Source organism: Nocardia sp. NPDC003183 (assembly GCF_053590715.1).
In genome coordinates, this window is the sequence record NZ_JBSFTG010000009.1 from 198,269 (window position 1) to 213,227 (window position 14,959).

General features: G+C 68.1%; 14 protein-coding genes. 6 read left to right on the forward strand and 8 right to left on the reverse strand.

Annotation, left to right across the window (positions count from 1 at the left end; all coding sequences use genetic code 11):
• Positions 1-3: 3 nt before the first annotated feature.
• Positions 4-2,082, reverse strand: coding sequence for a hypothetical protein (locus ACWDXS_RS24615; RefSeq protein ID WP_378993802.1), 2,079 nt, complete (start codon positions 2,080-2,082; stop codon positions 4-6).
• A 285-nt stretch (positions 2,083-2,367) separates the two neighbouring features.
• Between ACWDXS_RS24615 and ACWDXS_RS24620 the strand changes: the two genes are divergently transcribed.
• The 3 genes from ACWDXS_RS24620 to ACWDXS_RS24630 are packed head-to-tail and all read left to right on the forward strand — an operon-like array spanning position 2,368 to position 4,747.
• A complete protein-coding gene (locus tag ACWDXS_RS24620; RefSeq protein WP_387447720.1) occupies positions 2,368-2,736 on the forward strand; it encodes a hypothetical protein in 369 nt (122 codons plus the stop codon).
• A gap of 35 nt (positions 2,737-2,771) precedes the next feature.
• Positions 2,772-3,464, forward strand: a complete 693-nt coding sequence (locus tag ACWDXS_RS24625; protein WP_449969063.1) for a response regulator transcription factor — start codon at positions 2,772-2,774, stop codon at positions 3,462-3,464.
• Entirely contained in the window at positions 3,461-4,747 is a 1,287-nt protein-coding gene (locus ACWDXS_RS24630) for a HAMP domain-containing sensor histidine kinase (protein ID WP_449969066.1), read from the forward strand. The genes ACWDXS_RS24625 and ACWDXS_RS24630 overlap by 4 nt, the downstream gene beginning before the upstream one ends.
• 21 nt (positions 4,748-4,768) lie before the next feature.
• Here ACWDXS_RS24630 and lepA read toward each other — a convergent pair whose 3' ends face one another.
• The gene (gene lepA / locus ACWDXS_RS24635; RefSeq protein ID WP_387447717.1) at positions 4,769-6,643 is read right to left on the reverse strand and encodes a translation elongation factor 4; all 1,875 of its coding nucleotides are present in this window, start codon (positions 6,641-6,643) and stop codon (positions 4,769-4,771) included.
• Between the two features lie 114 nt (positions 6,644-6,757).
• Between lepA and ACWDXS_RS24640 the strand changes: the two genes are divergently transcribed.
• Positions 6,758-7,309, forward strand: a complete 552-nt coding sequence (locus ACWDXS_RS24640; RefSeq protein ID WP_387447716.1) for a type II toxin-antitoxin system PemK/MazF family toxin — start codon at positions 6,758-6,760, stop codon at positions 7,307-7,309.
• Between the two features lie 55 nt (positions 7,310-7,364).
• Here ACWDXS_RS24640 and ACWDXS_RS24645 read toward each other — a convergent pair whose 3' ends face one another.
• The 4 genes from ACWDXS_RS24645 to ACWDXS_RS24660 all read right to left on the reverse strand — a co-directional run bounded on the left by ACWDXS_RS24645 (position 7,365) and on the right by ACWDXS_RS24660 (position 11,654).
• Positions 7,365-8,141: an aquaporin gene (locus ACWDXS_RS24645; RefSeq protein WP_379314116.1), complete on the reverse strand. Its 777-nt coding sequence runs from the start codon at positions 8,139-8,141 to the stop codon at positions 7,365-7,367.
• A gap of 66 nt (positions 8,142-8,207) precedes the next feature.
• Positions 8,208-9,050 (reverse strand): transglutaminase family protein, encoded by an 843-nt coding sequence (locus tag ACWDXS_RS24650; protein WP_378637428.1) that lies wholly within the window; start codon positions 9,048-9,050, stop codon positions 8,208-8,210.
• On the reverse strand, positions 9,047-10,024 hold the full coding sequence (locus tag ACWDXS_RS24655) for an alpha-E domain-containing protein (protein WP_449969071.1): 978 nt from the start codon (positions 10,022-10,024) through the stop codon (positions 9,047-9,049). Before ACWDXS_RS24655 ends, ACWDXS_RS24650 begins: the two co-directional genes overlap by 4 nt.
• A gap of 4 nt (positions 10,025-10,028) precedes the next feature.
• The gene (locus ACWDXS_RS24660; protein ID WP_378994041.1) at positions 10,029-11,654 is read right to left on the reverse strand and encodes a circularly permuted type 2 ATP-grasp protein; all 1,626 of its coding nucleotides are present in this window, start codon (positions 11,652-11,654) and stop codon (positions 10,029-10,031) included.
• A gap of 310 nt (positions 11,655-11,964) precedes the next feature.
• Between ACWDXS_RS24660 and rpsT the strand changes: the two genes are divergently transcribed.
• Together rpsT and ACWDXS_RS24670 are read left to right on the forward strand one after the other, a co-directional pair.
• Positions 11,965-12,225: a 30S ribosomal protein S20 gene (rpsT, locus tag ACWDXS_RS24665; RefSeq protein ID WP_056821462.1), complete on the forward strand. Its 261-nt coding sequence runs from the start codon at positions 11,965-11,967 to the stop codon at positions 12,223-12,225.
• A 110-nt stretch (positions 12,226-12,335) separates the two neighbouring features.
• On the forward strand, positions 12,336-12,590 hold the full coding sequence (locus tag ACWDXS_RS24670) for a hypothetical protein (protein WP_449969075.1): 255 nt from the start codon (positions 12,336-12,338) through the stop codon (positions 12,588-12,590).
• Here the strand turns inward: ACWDXS_RS24670 and ACWDXS_RS24675 are convergent, their stop codons facing one another.
• A complete protein-coding gene (locus ACWDXS_RS24675) occupies positions 12,591-13,799 on the reverse strand; it encodes an LCP family protein (RefSeq protein WP_449969078.1) in 1,209 nt (402 codons plus the stop codon). It lies immediately after the preceding gene.
• 178 nt (positions 13,800-13,977) lie between these two features.
• Entirely contained in the window at positions 13,978-14,949 is a 972-nt protein-coding gene (gene holA, locus ACWDXS_RS24680) for a DNA polymerase III subunit delta (RefSeq protein WP_378993787.1), read from the reverse strand.
• Positions 14,950-14,959: the final 10 nt, after the last annotated feature.

Genomic DNA, 14,959 nt, shown 5'->3' on the forward strand with positions numbered 1-14,959 from the left:
GTGTCAGACCACGAAGTCATACCCGTGGTGCTCGATGGGAAACGCGGCTGCGTGCAAATCACCGCCACCCAAGCCCGTATCGAACAATCCGGCCGAGACGCCATGGTAACCGCTGTCGTGCTGGTCGAACTCGGCGGCGATCGGCTTGGTCTCGATGACCGGGGGTTTTACCGGTGCGACGGTCGGCTGCACGGTGACCGGCGGCGGGGTGACCACCGTCGGCGGGTCGATGTCGACGGTGGGCTGCTTGGTCGGCGGATCGATGGTCGGCTGCTTGGTCGGCGCCGTCGGCTGCTGGGTGGGCACCGTCGCACTGGTGTGCGGGGTGGTCTGGCTGGGCACATCGACGGTCGGCGTACTCCCACCGGTCGAGGGGGTCGTCACGCCGCCGGTGCTGGTCCCCGGCTTGGTGGTGAGGTCGTCGTCGGGAGTGGTCGGCATGGTCGGAACGGTCGAGCCGGTGTGGCCGGTCGGCGGCACGGTGATCGGCACCTTGGTGACGTCGGGCGCGGTCGGCGCCGTGACCGTGGGCACCTTCACCGTCGTCGGGGTGTCGAGGTCGACCGTCGGGACCTTGGAGGGAACCGTCACCGGCACGGTCGTCGGGGTGTGGCCGCCACCGGAGACTTCGGGCAGCACAACGGGTTTCGTGGGGGTGGGTGGGGTGAACAGCGCGGGCACCGAGGCCGCGGGCGCGGTCAGCGGCGACACGGCTTGGTGACCGAACACATTCGCGATCGGGGTGGAGGCCGCGTCGGGCTGGATGGTGGTCTGCAACGGCGTGCTGACCACGGGGTTGACCGCCACCGGCGCGGGCGCTGCGGGGGCGACAGGCACGGGCGCGGGAGCGATCGGGGCCGGCGCGTGCGCGGGAGCCGCGGCGAACGGTGTCGCCGGGGCGGGTGCGGGAGCCGCGATGGCCGGCGCGGGTGCCGCGAGCGCCGGGGCGGGCGCGGCGGGTGCCGTCGTGCCGGGCAGGCCGATGCCCGACGAGGACGAACCGGGCAGGCCGGGAGCGCCCGACGACGAGTTGCCCAGACCGGTTCCGCCGGACGCGGAAGTGCCGAGGCCGGATCCGGCCGGCGTGGTGCCTGCCGTGTCGCCGGGGACCTTCAGTCCGTCACCGAGCCACTGGCCGTAGTCGTCGAGCTGATCGCCGACCTGGCCGACCTGCACGTCGACCTTCATCTGCGACGTGGCCCACACGCCGTCGAGCCCGACGTGGACGTCGACCTGCCAGTCGGTGGTCACCATCGCGCCGACACCGTCGAACATGCCACCGATACCGTCGAATGCGCCGTCGAGGTTGCCGATCCCGTCGAACATGCCGCCGGGCGCGTTGGCACCGGCCGAACCGCCACCGGGCAACCCGACGCTGTCGTAGCCGGGGAGGCCGAACCCGTTGCCGGGCAGACCGTCGTAGCCCGGAATGCCGATACCGCCGCCGGGCAGACCGTCGAAACCGGGCAGACCGTGGCCGGTGCCGGGTAGCTCGAAACCGGGAAGGTTGCCGTGGCCCGGAAGACCTTCGAAACCGGGCAGATCGAAGCCGGGGTCCGGGGTGGTGCCGGGCAGCGGGTTCGGGGTGTCGTGGTACCCCGGTCCGGCGGGCGTGTGCCCGTAGCCCGGTATGCCGATACCGCTGGACGGCTCGTCGCTGCCGGGGATCCGGAATTCACGATCACCGTCGGAGCCGGGAACCTCTGGGCGCCGGGGGGATTCGTCCGTCGCCGCGACCATCGACACGTCGGGCTTGGGCGGCGCGGCGAATGCCGTGTGCGGAATCACCGGGGCAGGCGGGGGCTCGACGGCCAGGTCGGGGAAGGTCACGATCGGACTCGGTGCGTCCGGGCTCGGATCGGTGGAAACGGTCTGCTGCGACCAGCCCGCGTACCTGCTGTCGGCATTGCTGGTGCCCGGCTCGCGCGTGGTCCCGTTGGCCGCGACCAACGCGCCACCGGTGACATAGGCGCCGGCCCTGGCCACCCGGGCTACGCCGTTGGCGATCCGGTAGGCCGTGTCCGACCCCTCCGACCCCTCTGCGCGCGCGGCACCGTCATCGAAAGGCAGATCACGCGTCATCAAAGCTCCAACACTCGCATCGCTGTGGTTCCCCACCACAAACAGCGGCGAAGTGAGGCCCATCCAACACTATTTCCCGGACATCGGCCTGTCATTTCGTGCAGGCCGGTTGGTACCCCGCTCACCTTATGGCGAGCAACATCTTTCGGCGAGCCCGGGGAATCAGGGGCGCGCACGATCCCAAGAGAACTCTAACGAATGCTCAACGGAGCGTGAAGATCGGAACCCTAGCGTCGGTGCGGTCCACCGAGAAGGTCGGTGAAACGCACAGTCAGGAGCCCGATCATGACCGCACTCTCCACCCGTCACCGCGTCAAGGCCGCCGCACTACTCGGCGGTGCCGCCGTGATCACCGCCACTGCGGCGGGCGTCGCGTCCGCCGATCCGGGCGAGCGCCCCGACGACGGCCGGGCAACCACGATCATCTGCACCGCGCCGGGCGGCGGGGACGCCCCCGGTCTCCCCCCGCTGCCCGCCGAGCCCGGAGTCCGTTTCGAACGCGTCGTTCCCGGTGTGCCCGGCCAGGAACCCGGCCGGATCCACATCGAGCGCGCGGCCCCGGGCACCCCCGCACCGTCGATGGACGGTCCCGTGGAATGTCAGCGGATCCACCCCGATGGCGAGCGCGCCATCGTCCCCGCGCGACCGTTCTGACCAGCATGAACAGCGGAAAACACTAGGGTGAGTGCATGACGGGACAGCAGATCTTGGTCGTCGACGACGAGGTCCGCGTGCTCGCGTCGCTGCGGCGCGGCCTCGAGCTCTCGGGCTTCGAGGTGATCACCGCGCCCGACGGCGCTCGCGCACTCTCCCTGGTGGGGACCGCTGCTCCCGACGCCATGGTGCTCGACGTGAACATGCCCGAACTCGACGGCGTCGGGGTGGTCACCGCCCTGCGTGCGATGGGCAACGACATCCCCATCTGTGTACTCAGCGCGCGCAGCGCGGTCACCGACCGGATCGCCGCGCTCGAGCGTGGTGCCGACGACTATCTGACCAAGCCGTTCGATCTGGGCGAGCTGGTCGCGCGGCTGCGCGCGCTGTTGCGACGCAGACCGGTCACCGCCGCCTCGCCGGCCGACACGATCCAGGTCGGCGAGGTGATGATCGATCTGACCGGGCATCGGGTGCACGCGGGGCCAGCCCTGGTCGACCTCACCAAACGGGAGTTCGAGCTGCTCGCGATGCTGGCGCGCAATGCCGGGATCGTGCTCGGGCGCGAGCAGATCCTGTCGACCGTCTGGGGGTACGACTTCAGCACCGACACCAATGTGGTCGATGTGTTCGTCTCGTATCTGCGGCGCAAACTGGAGGCCGAGGGTGTCGCGCGGGTGGTGCACACCGTGCGCGGGGTCGGGTTCGTGCTGCGGGATCAGCCGTGAGGGCCTCGTGGTCGTTGCGGGTCCGGGTCGCGTTGGTGTCGGCGGCGGTGGCCGCGCTGGTCGCGGTCACGCTCGGGCTGACCTACGCCGCGCTGCTGAAGGTGACGGGGACGAGCCAGCTCGATCAGACCGTGTCGAGCATGCGGGTACAGATCGCGCAGCGCTACGACGGCGTGCCCGGGGAACCACCCGAACTTCAGGCTCCCTCGGCCCCGGTTCCGTTGCCCACCAACGGGATAGCGCGTGAGCGCACCATCGTGGTCCCCGGCACCCCACCCGATGAGGCGCTCGCCCAGGTCCAGGGCGCCCCGGGGTTGCTGGTGCGGCTCGATCCCGATCGCGAACTCGTCGACGCCGCCATCACCCGCAGCCAGCTGATCGGTCTCGGCATCGGGGTGGCCGGGGTGATCGTCGCCGCCGTATTGGGTTGGGTGCTGGCCGGATTCGCCGCACGCCCGCTGCGCAGACTCGCCACCGCCACCCACGAGATCGACACACTCGACGAGTTGCCACCACTGTCGGGGCGCGGCGCCAAGGAGGCCGAGGAACTCTCCGACGCGATCAACCGGATGCTGGCACGCCTCGAGACCGCACACGGCGAGACCCGCCGGGCACTGGCCAGTGCCCGCGACTTCGCTGCCGTCTGCGCCCACGAGCTCCGCACTCCGCTCACCGCCATGCGCACCGACCTGCAGGTGCTGTCCGGCACCGAACTGCCCGCCGACCAGCGCGGCGCCGTCCTCGCCGATGTGCTGGCCGCCGAGGGTCAGATCGAGCGCACCCTCACCGATCTGGAACGCCTCGCCGTCGGCGATCTCACCGATCACGGTGCGTTCGAACCGTTCGAACTGTGCGAGACCCTCGACCGCGCGGTGCAGAACGCTCGCCGCGCGAATCCCGGCGTCGACATCTCGCTCACCGCCTGCGATCCGGTCCCGGTACACGGACTGCCCGGCGGGATCATGCTGATCGTGACCAACGCGGTCGCCAACGCGGTCCTGCACGGCCGGGCCACCGAGGTCGTCGTCGCCGCACGGTCCACCGGCAACGGCGCCGAGATCACCATCGACGACAACGGCACGGGCATACCGGAACATCTGTCCCCCACCGCTTTCGACCGCTTCGCCAAACGCCCCGGCTCTCCCGGCTCGGGTCTCGGCCTCGCACTGGTCCGCCAGCAGGCCGAGTTGCATTCCGGTACCGCCGAACTCGCCCACAGCCCGCTCGGCGGCGTGCGCCTGCGGGTGGAAATAGCTCAGGCGCCGGTGAGCACCGGCGCCTGAGCGGTCGTTCTGGGAGCTTGCCTACTTCTTGGGCTTGTCCGAATCCGAGGACAGCGCCGCCACGAAGGCTTCCTGAGGGACCTCCACGCGACCGATGGTCTTCATGCGCTTCTTGCCCTCCTTCTGCTTCTCGAGGAGCTTGCGCTTGCGGCTGATGTCGCCGCCGTAGCACTTGGCGAGGACGTCCTTGCGGATCGCCCGAATGTTCTCGCGGGCAATGATCTTCGCGCCGATCGCGGCCTGGATCGGCACCTCGAACTGCTGACGCGGGATCAGTTCGCGCAGCTTGGTCGTCATCTTGTGCCCGTAGCCCTGCGCGGCATCGCGGTGCACGATCGCGCTGAACGCGTCGACGGCCTCACCCTGGAGCAGGATGTCGACCTTCACCAGATCGGCTTCCTGCTCGCCCGCCTCTTCGTAGTCGAGGCTGGCGTAGCCGCGAGTGCGCGACTTCAGCAGGTCGAAGAAGTCGAAGATGATCTCGGCCATCGGCATGGTGTAGCGCAGCTCGACGCGGGTCTCGGACAGGTAGTCCATGCCGCCCAGTTCGCCGCGACGCTGCTGGCACAGCTCCATGATCGAGCCGATGAACTCACTCGGCGAGATGACGGTGCACTTCACGATGGGTTCGTACACGTGCCGCGACTTGCCCTCCGGCCAGTACGACGGGTTGGTGACGACGTGTTCGGTGCCGTCCTCCATCTCCACCCGGTACACCACGTTGGGTGCGGTGGAGATGAGCTCGAGACCGAACTCGCGCTGCAACCGCTCGCGGGTGATCTCCATGTGCAGCAGACCGAGGAAGCCACAGCGGAAGCCGAAGCCCAGCGCCACCGAGGTCTCCGGCTCGTAGGTGAGCGCGGCATCGTTGAGCTGCAGCTTGTCCAGCGCGTCACGCAGATCCGGATAGTCGGAGCCGTCGACCGGGTACAGACCGGAGTAGACCATCGGGCGCGGCTCGCGGTAGCCGGTGAGCGCTTCGGTGGCGCCGTTGCGGGCGCTGGTGACGGTATCGCCGACCTTCGACTGGCGCACGTCCTTCACGCCGGTGATCAGGTAACCGACCTCGCCGACGCCGAGTCCCTGGGTGGCCTTCGGCTCGGGTGAGACGATGCCGACTTCCAGCAGTTCGTGGGTCGCGCCGGTCGACATCATCTTGATCTTCTCGCGTGGGGAGATCTTGCCGTCGACCACGCGGATGTAGGTGACCACACCCCGGTAGGTGTCGTAGACCGAGTCGAAGATCATCGCGCGGGCCGGTGCGTCGGCGTCGCCCACGGGGGCGGGGACGGCCTCGATCACCTTGTCCAGCAGTTCGGTCACGCCGACGCCGGTCTTGCCCGAGACCCGCAGCACGTCGCCCGGCTCGCAGCCGACGATGTGGGCCAGCTCGGCGGCGTAGCGATCGGGATCCGCGGCGGGCAGGTCGATCTTGTTGAGCACCGGAATGATCGTGAGATCCTTCTCCAGCGCCAGATACAGGTTCGCGAGAGTCTGCGCCTCGATGCCCTGGGCGGCGTCGACCAGCAGGATCGCGCCCTCACAGGCCTCGAGCGCGCGAGAGACCTCGTAGGTGAAGTCGACGTGGCCCGGGGTGTCGATCAGGTGCAGGACGTAGTCGGTGCCGTCGACCTGCCACGGCAACCGCACGTTCTGCGCCTTGATCGTGATGCCGCGCTCACGCTCGATGTCCATCCTGTCCAGGTACTGGGCACGCATGGCCCGCTCCTCGACCACACCGGTCAGCTGCAACATCCGATCGGCCAGGGTCGACTTGCCATGGTCGATGTGGGCGATGATGCAGAAGTTCCGGATCCGGGACGGATCGGTGAACGTCGTATCGGCAAAACTGGAAGCCACTCCACTCCTCGCGGGGTATAGGCGAACTGCGCCCATCGTCCCATGCGCCCAGCTACTCCACTCGCACCGGTGCACCCGACCGCGTCATTCCTGCGAGCCCGGGCCCTGTCACCGGTGCACCGAAGTGCGAGTCGGCGTTATATTTCACAGATGGCCAGCAGTTGGAACAGTCTCGGCAAGCAGCTCGGCGTCATCGCCAAGGAGCAGGGGCCCAAAATCGTGCGCAAGCAGGGGCCACGACTGCTCGAGAAGCTGGTGGACGCACTGGCTACCAAGCAGGGACCCGCCGTCGCGGTGCGCCCGACGGCCTCGACCCCCGTACCGACGGCGCATCGCGCCCGCCAGATCGTCTACTGCCCGCAGCTCGACGGGCGCGCCGACCCCGGGGAGATCGTGTGGACCTGGGTGCCGTTCGAGGAAGACCCGACCAATGGCAAGGACCGGCCCGTGCTGGTGGTCGGGCGCGACCGCAAGACTCTGCTCGGACTGATGCTGTCGTCGAAGGCCGACCGCGCCCACGACCACAACTGGGTGGGCATCGGCACCGGCCCATGGGATCACGACGGCAGGCCGAGCTGGGTACGGCTGGACCGGGTACTCGACGTGCCGGAGGACGGCATCCGGCGCGAGGGCGCGATCGTCGAGCGCAAGACCTTCGATCTGGTCGCGCACCGGTTGGTAGCCGAATACAGCTGGAGCTGAACGACAATCGAACCCCGACCCGGAGACATCCGGATCGGGGTTCGACGGTTCGTAGCTAGGAGTGCACGTCCTTGGACCGGCCGAAGATCAGGCCGTAGAGCAGTGCGCCCAGCGCCCCGCCGATCAGCGGGAACACGATGAACGCCCATATCTGCCCCATCGCCCCGTCCTGATACGGCGCGACGCCCAGGCTGCGCGCCGGGTTCACCGAGGTGTTGTCGATCGGCAGCGAGACCAGGTAGATCACCGTGAGCGTGACGCCGATCGAGAGCCCGGCCAGCGGCACATCGGAGATCTGGTCGGTCGAGGCCAGCACCACGAACACCAGCAGCGCGGTGAGCATCACCTCGATGATGATGGTGGCCGCCAAGCCGTACCCGTTCTGCACCACCACATCACCGAGCGGACCGGTCACCGCCGACGGGCTGTGCGCACCCCAGCCGTTGGCGCCGAGACCGTCGACCGGCCGGTCGTAGGCGGGCAGATTGTTGGCCAACGCGAACACCACCAGTCCGGCGAGGAACGCGCCGACCACCTGGGCGATCACATAGCCGACCGCGCCGATCGCACTGATCCGCCCGAGCAACATGTGCCCGAGCGTGACAGCCGGGTTGACATGGCAGCCCGAGATCGGCCCGATCGCGTAGACCAGGAACAGCAGCGACAGTCCGAAGGCGAAGGCGACACCGAGCGGGCCCACCCGATCACCCGCCAGCACCATCGTGCCGACGCCACAGACCACGAGGACGAAGGTGCCGAGCGCCTCGGCCACCCACTTCTTCGGCTCCGGGACGACTTCGATTTCGACGAGTTCCTGTGCAGTGGGAGACATCGGCCGCCACCTCTCCGGGAGGAATAAACCCCGCGGCGAGCGGGGTCCGCACGAGCCTCTCGGACACTACGCGAGCCGGGTGACCTCCACAACGACCTCCAGGTCTGTCGAGCCGCCGCCGGAGAACACGCCTTTCAACGGCGGCACATCGGCGTAGTCACGACCGACGCCGACCGACACGTGCTGCTCGTTGACGGCGAGATTGTTGGTCGGGTCGTAGCCCCACCACTGCCCGGTCCACGCCTCGATCCACGCGTGCGACTGGCCCGCCACCGTTTCGCCGATCGCCGCACCCGGCTTCGGATGCAGGTACCCGGACACGTAGCGACTGGGAATTCCCATGCTGCGCAACAGCACCAGTGTCAGGTGGGCGTAGTCCTGGCATACGCCACGACGCTCGGCGAAGGCCTGCAGCGCCGAGGTGTGCACCGAGGTCGTGCCCGCGATGTAGTCCATCTCCTTGTGCACCCACTCGGCCGCGCGCACCACCGCCTTGGCCGGCTCCTCACCGCGCGAGAGCTGACGCGCCACCGTCGACAGTTTGCGATCGCGCGGCACATAGGCGGTGGGACTGAGCATTTCGTCGAACCGGTCGACGACCCGCCCGCCCTGCAGTTCGTCCCAGCTCAGTTCCTCGGTGGGTTCGGCGAACGGTTCGGTCTCGACCACCGAGGACCCGGTCACCTCGAGTTCGGTGTGCGGTGCGTGCAGGTCGAAGGCCGTGACGGCGGTGCCCCAGTAGTCGGTGTAGCGATAAGCCCTGGTGGCGGGCACGGTTTCGACGCGATTGAGGATCACGTTCTGCCTGCTGTCGGCGCGCGGGGTGAGCCTGGCCTCGTTGAACGAGCGCGTCACGGGCGCGTCGTAGACATAACCGGTGGTGTGCACCACCCTGATCCGCCAACTCATAGCTCTCCCTCTACCTGCACGCGGCTGTCCTGCTTGCTGCGCACGTCGGTCCACGCCACCCACGGGGCGGCATGGAAGTACTGGCGTGACACGGCTTCACTGAGCTCACGGCACGATTTCTGCAGGGCGAGCAGGCGGCTCTGCAGATCTTCCAACAACACTCCCGGCGGCAGGAACTCGAGTTCGCTGCGCGCGCGTCCGAGCACCCGTTGCGCCTCGTGCCGCGCGCCGACGCGACTGCCCGGCCGCTGATCCAGCTCGGTCAGGCAGGCCTCGGCGACGCGCAGCGTGTGGAACACCGAACGCGGGAACAGGCGGTCGATCAGGATGAACTCGGCGACTCTGGCCGCGTCGAGGGCGCCGCGATGGGTGCGCAGGTAGGTGTCGTGCGCGCCCGCCGAGCGCAGCACCGTCACCCAGGCGGGCGAGGAGGTCTTGTCACCGGCGCGCGAGAGCAGCAGGCGCACCATCATGTCCACGCGTTCGATGGAACGCCCGAGCAGCAGGAAGCGGTAGCCGTCGTCACGACTCAGGGTCGAGTCGGTCAGTCCGGTGAACATCGCCGACCTGCCCTTGATGTAGGAGAAGAACTCGTGCGGACCGAGGCCACGCGCCGCCCGCTCCGCCGCGGCCATGCCGTTGTAGGTGGCATTGAGGCACTCCCACATCTCACTCGAGGTGACTTCGCGTGCGCCGCGGGCGTTCTCGCGGGCTTTGGTGATGGAGTCACTGATCGAGACGCCGTGGTCGTGGCTGTAGGCGACGAGATCGGTGACCGACCACACGTCGAGGCGAAGGCCCTCGGGTGGTTCGATCCCGAGCACCTTCAGCAGCACGCGAGACGTGCGGTCCGCGTCGACAGTGGCGTCTTCGAGCAGTTGGTGCACCGCCACGTCCAGGATGCGCGCTGTGTCGTCGGCGCGCTCGACGTATCGGCCGATCCAGTAGAGGGATTCGGCGTTTCGAGCAAGCATGTCTCTATTCCCCGATCAACCGCTGTGTCTGCTGCTGTTGCTGCTGTTGCTGATTGGCCTGCGGGGTGCTGAGTTCGCGACCCAGCTCGAACGAATCCGCTTGCGGCGGTTCGCTGACGAGCTCGGGTCCGGCCAGTTCCCGGTCTTCGGTCCCCGAGCGCCCGGCCAGCACCCAGGTGTCCTTGCTGCCGCCGCCCTGACTCGAGTTCACCACCAGTGAGCCCTCCGGCAGCGCGACCCGGGTGAGACCGCCGGGCAGCACCCAGATGTCGTCCCCGTCGTTGACCGCGAACGGGCGCAGGTCCACGTGCCGGGGCGCGAGATCGTCACCGATCTTGGTCGGCACCGTCGAGAGCTGCACCACCGGCTGGGCGATCCAGCCACGCGGGTCGGCCTTGATCTTGCGCTTGATCGTCTCCAGCTCGCGCGGCGAGGCGTCGGGCCCGATCACGATGCCGTAGCCACCGGAACCCTCGACCGGTTTGACCACCAGTTCGCCGACCCGGTCGAGCACCTCCTCGCGTTCGTCGTCCAGCCAGCAGCGGAAGGTGTCGACATTGGGCAGGATCGGCTTCTCGCCGAGGTAGTACTCGATGATCTTGGGCACGTAGGTGTAGATGAGCTTGTCGTCGCCGACACCGTTGCCCACCGCGCTCGAGATCACCACATTGCCCGCGCGAGCGGCGTTGAGCACGCCGGCGACGCCGAGCACGGAATCGGGGCGGAAGTGCATCGGGTCGAGGAAGGTGTCGTCGATGCGCCGGTAGATCACGTCGACCTGACGCTCCCCCGCCGTCGTGCGCATGTAGACGACATTGTCGCGGCAGAACAGGTCGCGACCCTCCACCAGCTCCACACCCATCTGCCGGGCCAGCAGCGAATGCTCGAAGTAGGCGGAGTTGTGCACGCCCGGCGTGAGCACCACCACGGTCGGGTCGACCTCGTTGGGCGCCGCGGAGGCCCGCAGCGCGCGCAGCAGGTGGCCCGGATAGTCGCCCACCGCGCGCACCCGGTGCGAGGAGAACAGGTCGGGGAAGACCCGAGCCATCGTGCGCCGGTTCTCCATCACATAGGACACCCCCGACGGCGAGCGCAGATTGTCCTCCAGCACCCGGAAGTCGCCCTTTTCGTCGCGGACCAGGTCGATGCCCGAGACGTGGATGCGCACGCCGTTGGGCGGGACCAGCCCGGCGGCCTCGCGATGGAAGTGCTCGCACGAGGTGACCAGACGCTTCGGGATCACCTGATCACGCAGGATGTTCTGCTCGCCGTAGACATCGGCCAGGAACAGTTCCATCGCGGTCACCCGCTGTTTGATGCCGCGTTCGAGCTTGGCCCACTCCGCGGCGGCGATCACCCGCGGCACCAGATCCAGCGGGAACGGGCGCTCCTGGCCCGACAGCGAGAAGGTGATGCCCTGGTCGATGAACGCACGGTCCAGCGCGTCCGATCGTTTGGCCAGGTCATCGACATCATTGGCGGCCATCGCGGCGTGGATGCCCTTGTAGGGCGCCCGTACCTTCCCCGATGCGTCGAACATCTCGTCGAACGCGTCGGCGAAGCGGCCGGGGCCATATCCCTCGAACAATCCGGTGTGGGTGGCTGCCGGATGGCCGTTCGTTCTCACCATCGCCGGTGATGCAGATCGAGCCGTACTCGGCGCAGTGGTGGAGGTCATGACAAAAACTGTGCATCACCCGGCGGCAGGGTCGTGTGTGACACAGGTAAATTCTTTGCATCACCTGAAACGGGTGAAATCGGCGCCCGCTCGCCCGGCCGAGTGGATCGAGGGCCGATTTCGCCGGGGGATGCCGAGCTGGTAACCTCGATCTTCGGCGCGGTGTTACCCGTAGTTCAGCACCATCTGCTGCATCGTGGGCGCGCGCCCGACGAGCTTTCAAGGAATACCACCCAGCGACAGGAAACCAGAGGATACAGGCGTGGCCAACATCAAGTCCCAGATGAAGCGGATCCGTACCAACGAGGAAGCGCGCAAGCGCAACCAGTCGGTCAAGTCCGCGCTGCGCACCGCGATCCGCAACTTCCGTGAAGCTGCCTCCAGCGGTGACAAGGAAAAGGCTGCTGAGCAGCTGCAGTTCGCGAGCCGCAAGCTCGACAAGGCCGCGTCCAAGGGCGTCATCCACGCCAACCAGGCGGCCAACAAGAAGTCCGCGCTCGCGCTGGCTCTGAACAAGATCTGATCGACGGCGAGCCTGGTGCTCGCTGGCAATACTTCGCAAGACGCAGCCGCCGTGGCCTCGATGACCACGGCGGCTTTTGTCGTTCCCTTCCACCGGCTACCATTCGCGCCATGCTGACGGTGTACGCGAATCAGACGGTGGTACGAGGCGATGACCTGGCCGAGGTGATCCGCGCGGCGGAGATCCTGGGCCTCGGTCTCAAGGTCGAAAATGTGATGGTGCCCGACGAGGACGGTGGCTACGGCGCCGCGTGGATCGTCACCCGTGAGGACGAGGTTCCCCTCTACGACGAGTGGGAGGGACGCTACGACGACCTCGACGACGACGAGGATGTGGACGTCTCGCTGGTCGTCGCCGGCGAGTAGTCAGTTCACGCAGGGCACCTGACCCGAGGTGATGTCGCTGCGGACCGGCCTGCCCGCGTCGGGAGTCTGTGGCGCCGACGTGGTCGTGCTGGTCTGCCAAGCGCCCGCTGTCGACTCCGACGACCAGGCGGCAGGCGGTTCGGTGCGTTGTCCGGTGCGCCTGGCCGTGGTGGAGGCCGGGACCGGCATACCGAAGGCCGCGGCCATCTCGCGGCGGATCGCCGACCGGTCGACGATGTTCACGTCCTGGCCGTTGATCACGTCGTAGCGCAGCACCGGCAAGGTGCGGAACTCGACCTCGGGATCGTCGGCGGCGCCCAGGGTGCGGACGAATTCGGTCATGTTCCAGCCGTCCGACAGCACGATATTGCGATGCGCCACATCCATCAGTGCCGAGAGCTTGCGCGGGTCGGTGAGGGTGCCCGCGCTGCGAAGCTGGCGGGCCACCGAGGTCAGGAACGCCTGCTGGCGGTGGGTTCGGTCCAGATCGCCGTTCTCCAGCCCGTGCCGCTGCCGGACGAAAGCCAGCGCCTGTGCGGGATTCAGCTGCTGGCGGCCGGCGGGAAAATCGGCGCCGGAGAACTCGGAGTCCTGGACCGGCTTGTTGAAACACACTTCCACGCCGCCCAGCGCGGCGGCCAGCTCGTAGAAGCCCGCCAGGGTCACCTCGGCGAACCTGTCGATCGGCACGCCTGTCAGATCCCGGACCGCGGCCACGGTAGCGGCCCGCCCCGCCTCCCTGCCCGCCTGTTCCAGCTTCCGCTGATCGGTGATGCCCTGCGCGATCAGCCGGTCCTGCACGGCCGCCTTCTTCAACCCGTACGCCTCCTTGATCTTGGCGTGGGTGTAGCCCGGGATCCCGGTGACCGGCACATAGTCGTCGCGCGGTATCGACACCGCGACGATCTTGTCCATCGACGCCGGAATATGCACCAGGATCAGGGTATTGGCGTTGTATCCGCCTTCGTCACCGTCGCCGGCGTGCAGTTGCTCGAGGACCTCGGCCGGTAGCTCGTTGCCGTTCTGATCGCGGCGGGTATCCAACCCGATCAGCAGGATGTTGAGATCGCCCCCGAGTGAGTGCGGGGCGTCGTCACCGATCGCCCGCGACCGCAGGAACCCCGCATCGAAACTCCCCGCCGTCGACCACCCATATGCCGTGACCACCACCACCGTGGCCGACAACACCGCCGCGACCACCTGCACCACCCGCCGAGCTACCCGCCCCGCCGATCCCCGACCGCGTCGACCGCGCCCGCCTCGTCCATCCCGGCTACCACTCGGCTCAACCATCTCATGATCAACTGTGCCAGCCGCGAGAGCGACCGGACATCGCGATTGGATCCCGATTGGATGGCGGTGCGGCGCGCCTGCTCAGCCGCGCTGGTCAGCCAGTGGCGCGGAGGTCGAGGATGCGGGCGAGGGCGTGTTCCACCGCGTAGGTGGCGTCGGCGGCGCCGCCTTTGACGTCGGCATTGAGGGTGGCTACCACCTGTAGGGCGGTGCCGATGGTGGTGGGGTTCCAGCCGCGGGCTTGGGCTTGGGCTTTCTTGATCTTCCAGGGGGGCATACCCAGCTTCTGGGCGAGGGCGAACGGGTCGCCGCGGCCTGCCGAGCCGACTTTGGCGATGGTGTGGACCGAGTCGGCGAGGGCGTCGGCGAGCAAAACGTGGGGAACGCCGCGGTCGGTGGCCCAGCGCAGGGCTTCCATCGCGCCGGGACGGTCGCCGGCGACCGCGAGGTCGGCGACGTCGAAGCCGGTGACCTCGGCCCGGCCGGAGTAGTAGCGGCGGACCGCGTTCGCGTCGACCTTGCCACCGGTATCGGACACCAATTGTGAACAGGCGGCGGCCAATTCACGCAGCTCCGAACCGACCGATTCGAGCAAGGCTTGCACGACTTCGGTCGAGACCTTGACCCCGAGGGCCCGGAACTCGCCTCGCACGAACTCCACGCGCTCGGCGCCCTTGTTGAGTTTGGTGCACTCGTGGACCGTCGCGCCCTTCTTCTGCAGTGCGGGTGCCAGCGCTTTGGCCCGTCCGCCGCCCGAGTGCAGAACCATGAGCACCACACCGTCGGGCGGATCGGCCGCAGCCTCGGTGATCACCGCGACCGCGTCCTTGCCCGCTTCCGCTGCCGACTCGAGCACGATCACCCGGTCTTCGGCGAACAGCGAGGGGCTGAGCAACTCGGCCAGTTCCGCCGTGCTGGCGTCACCGGCGCGCAATCGGTCGACGGGTACCGAATCCGGATCGGGCGCACAGGCCCGCACCTGCGCGGTCACCATCGCAACCGCACGTTCGACCAGCAGTTCCTCGTCGCCGAGGACCAGATGCACCGAGGCAGGGCGTTCGCTCACCAGGCGATCC

Excerpts from the sequence above, each read along its gene's own strand:
- ACWDXS_RS24615 (WP_378993802.1), bottom strand. The coding sequence starts at position 2,082 with ATGACGCGTGATCTGCCTTTCGATGACGGTGCCGCGCGCGCAGAGGGG.
- ACWDXS_RS24620 (WP_387447720.1), top strand. The coding sequence starts at position 2,368 with ATGACCGCACTCTCCACCCGTCACCGCGTCAAGGCCGCCGCACTACTC.
- ACWDXS_RS24625 (WP_449969063.1), top strand. The coding sequence starts at position 2,772 with ATGACGGGACAGCAGATCTTGGTCGTCGACGACGAGGTCCGCGTGCTC.
- lepA (WP_387447717.1), bottom strand. The coding sequence starts at position 6,643 with ATGGGCGCAGTTCGCCTATACCCCGCGAGGAGTGGAGTGGCTTCCAGT.
- ACWDXS_RS24640 (WP_387447716.1), top strand. The coding sequence starts at position 6,758 with ATGGCCAGCAGTTGGAACAGTCTCGGCAAGCAGCTCGGCGTCATCGCC.
- ACWDXS_RS24645 (WP_379314116.1), bottom strand. The coding sequence starts at position 8,141 with ATGTCTCCCACTGCACAGGAACTCGTCGAAATCGAAGTCGTCCCGGAG.
- ACWDXS_RS24650 (WP_378637428.1), bottom strand. The coding sequence starts at position 9,050 with ATGAGTTGGCGGATCAGGGTGGTGCACACCACCGGTTATGTCTACGAC.
- ACWDXS_RS24655 (WP_449969071.1), bottom strand. The coding sequence starts at position 10,024 with ATGCTTGCTCGAAACGCCGAATCCCTCTACTGGATCGGCCGATACGTC.
- ACWDXS_RS24660 (WP_378994041.1), bottom strand. The coding sequence starts at position 11,654 with ATGGTGAGAACGAACGGCCATCCGGCAGCCACCCACACCGGATTGTTC.
- ACWDXS_RS24670 (WP_449969075.1), top strand. The coding sequence starts at position 12,336 with ATGCTGACGGTGTACGCGAATCAGACGGTGGTACGAGGCGATGACCTG.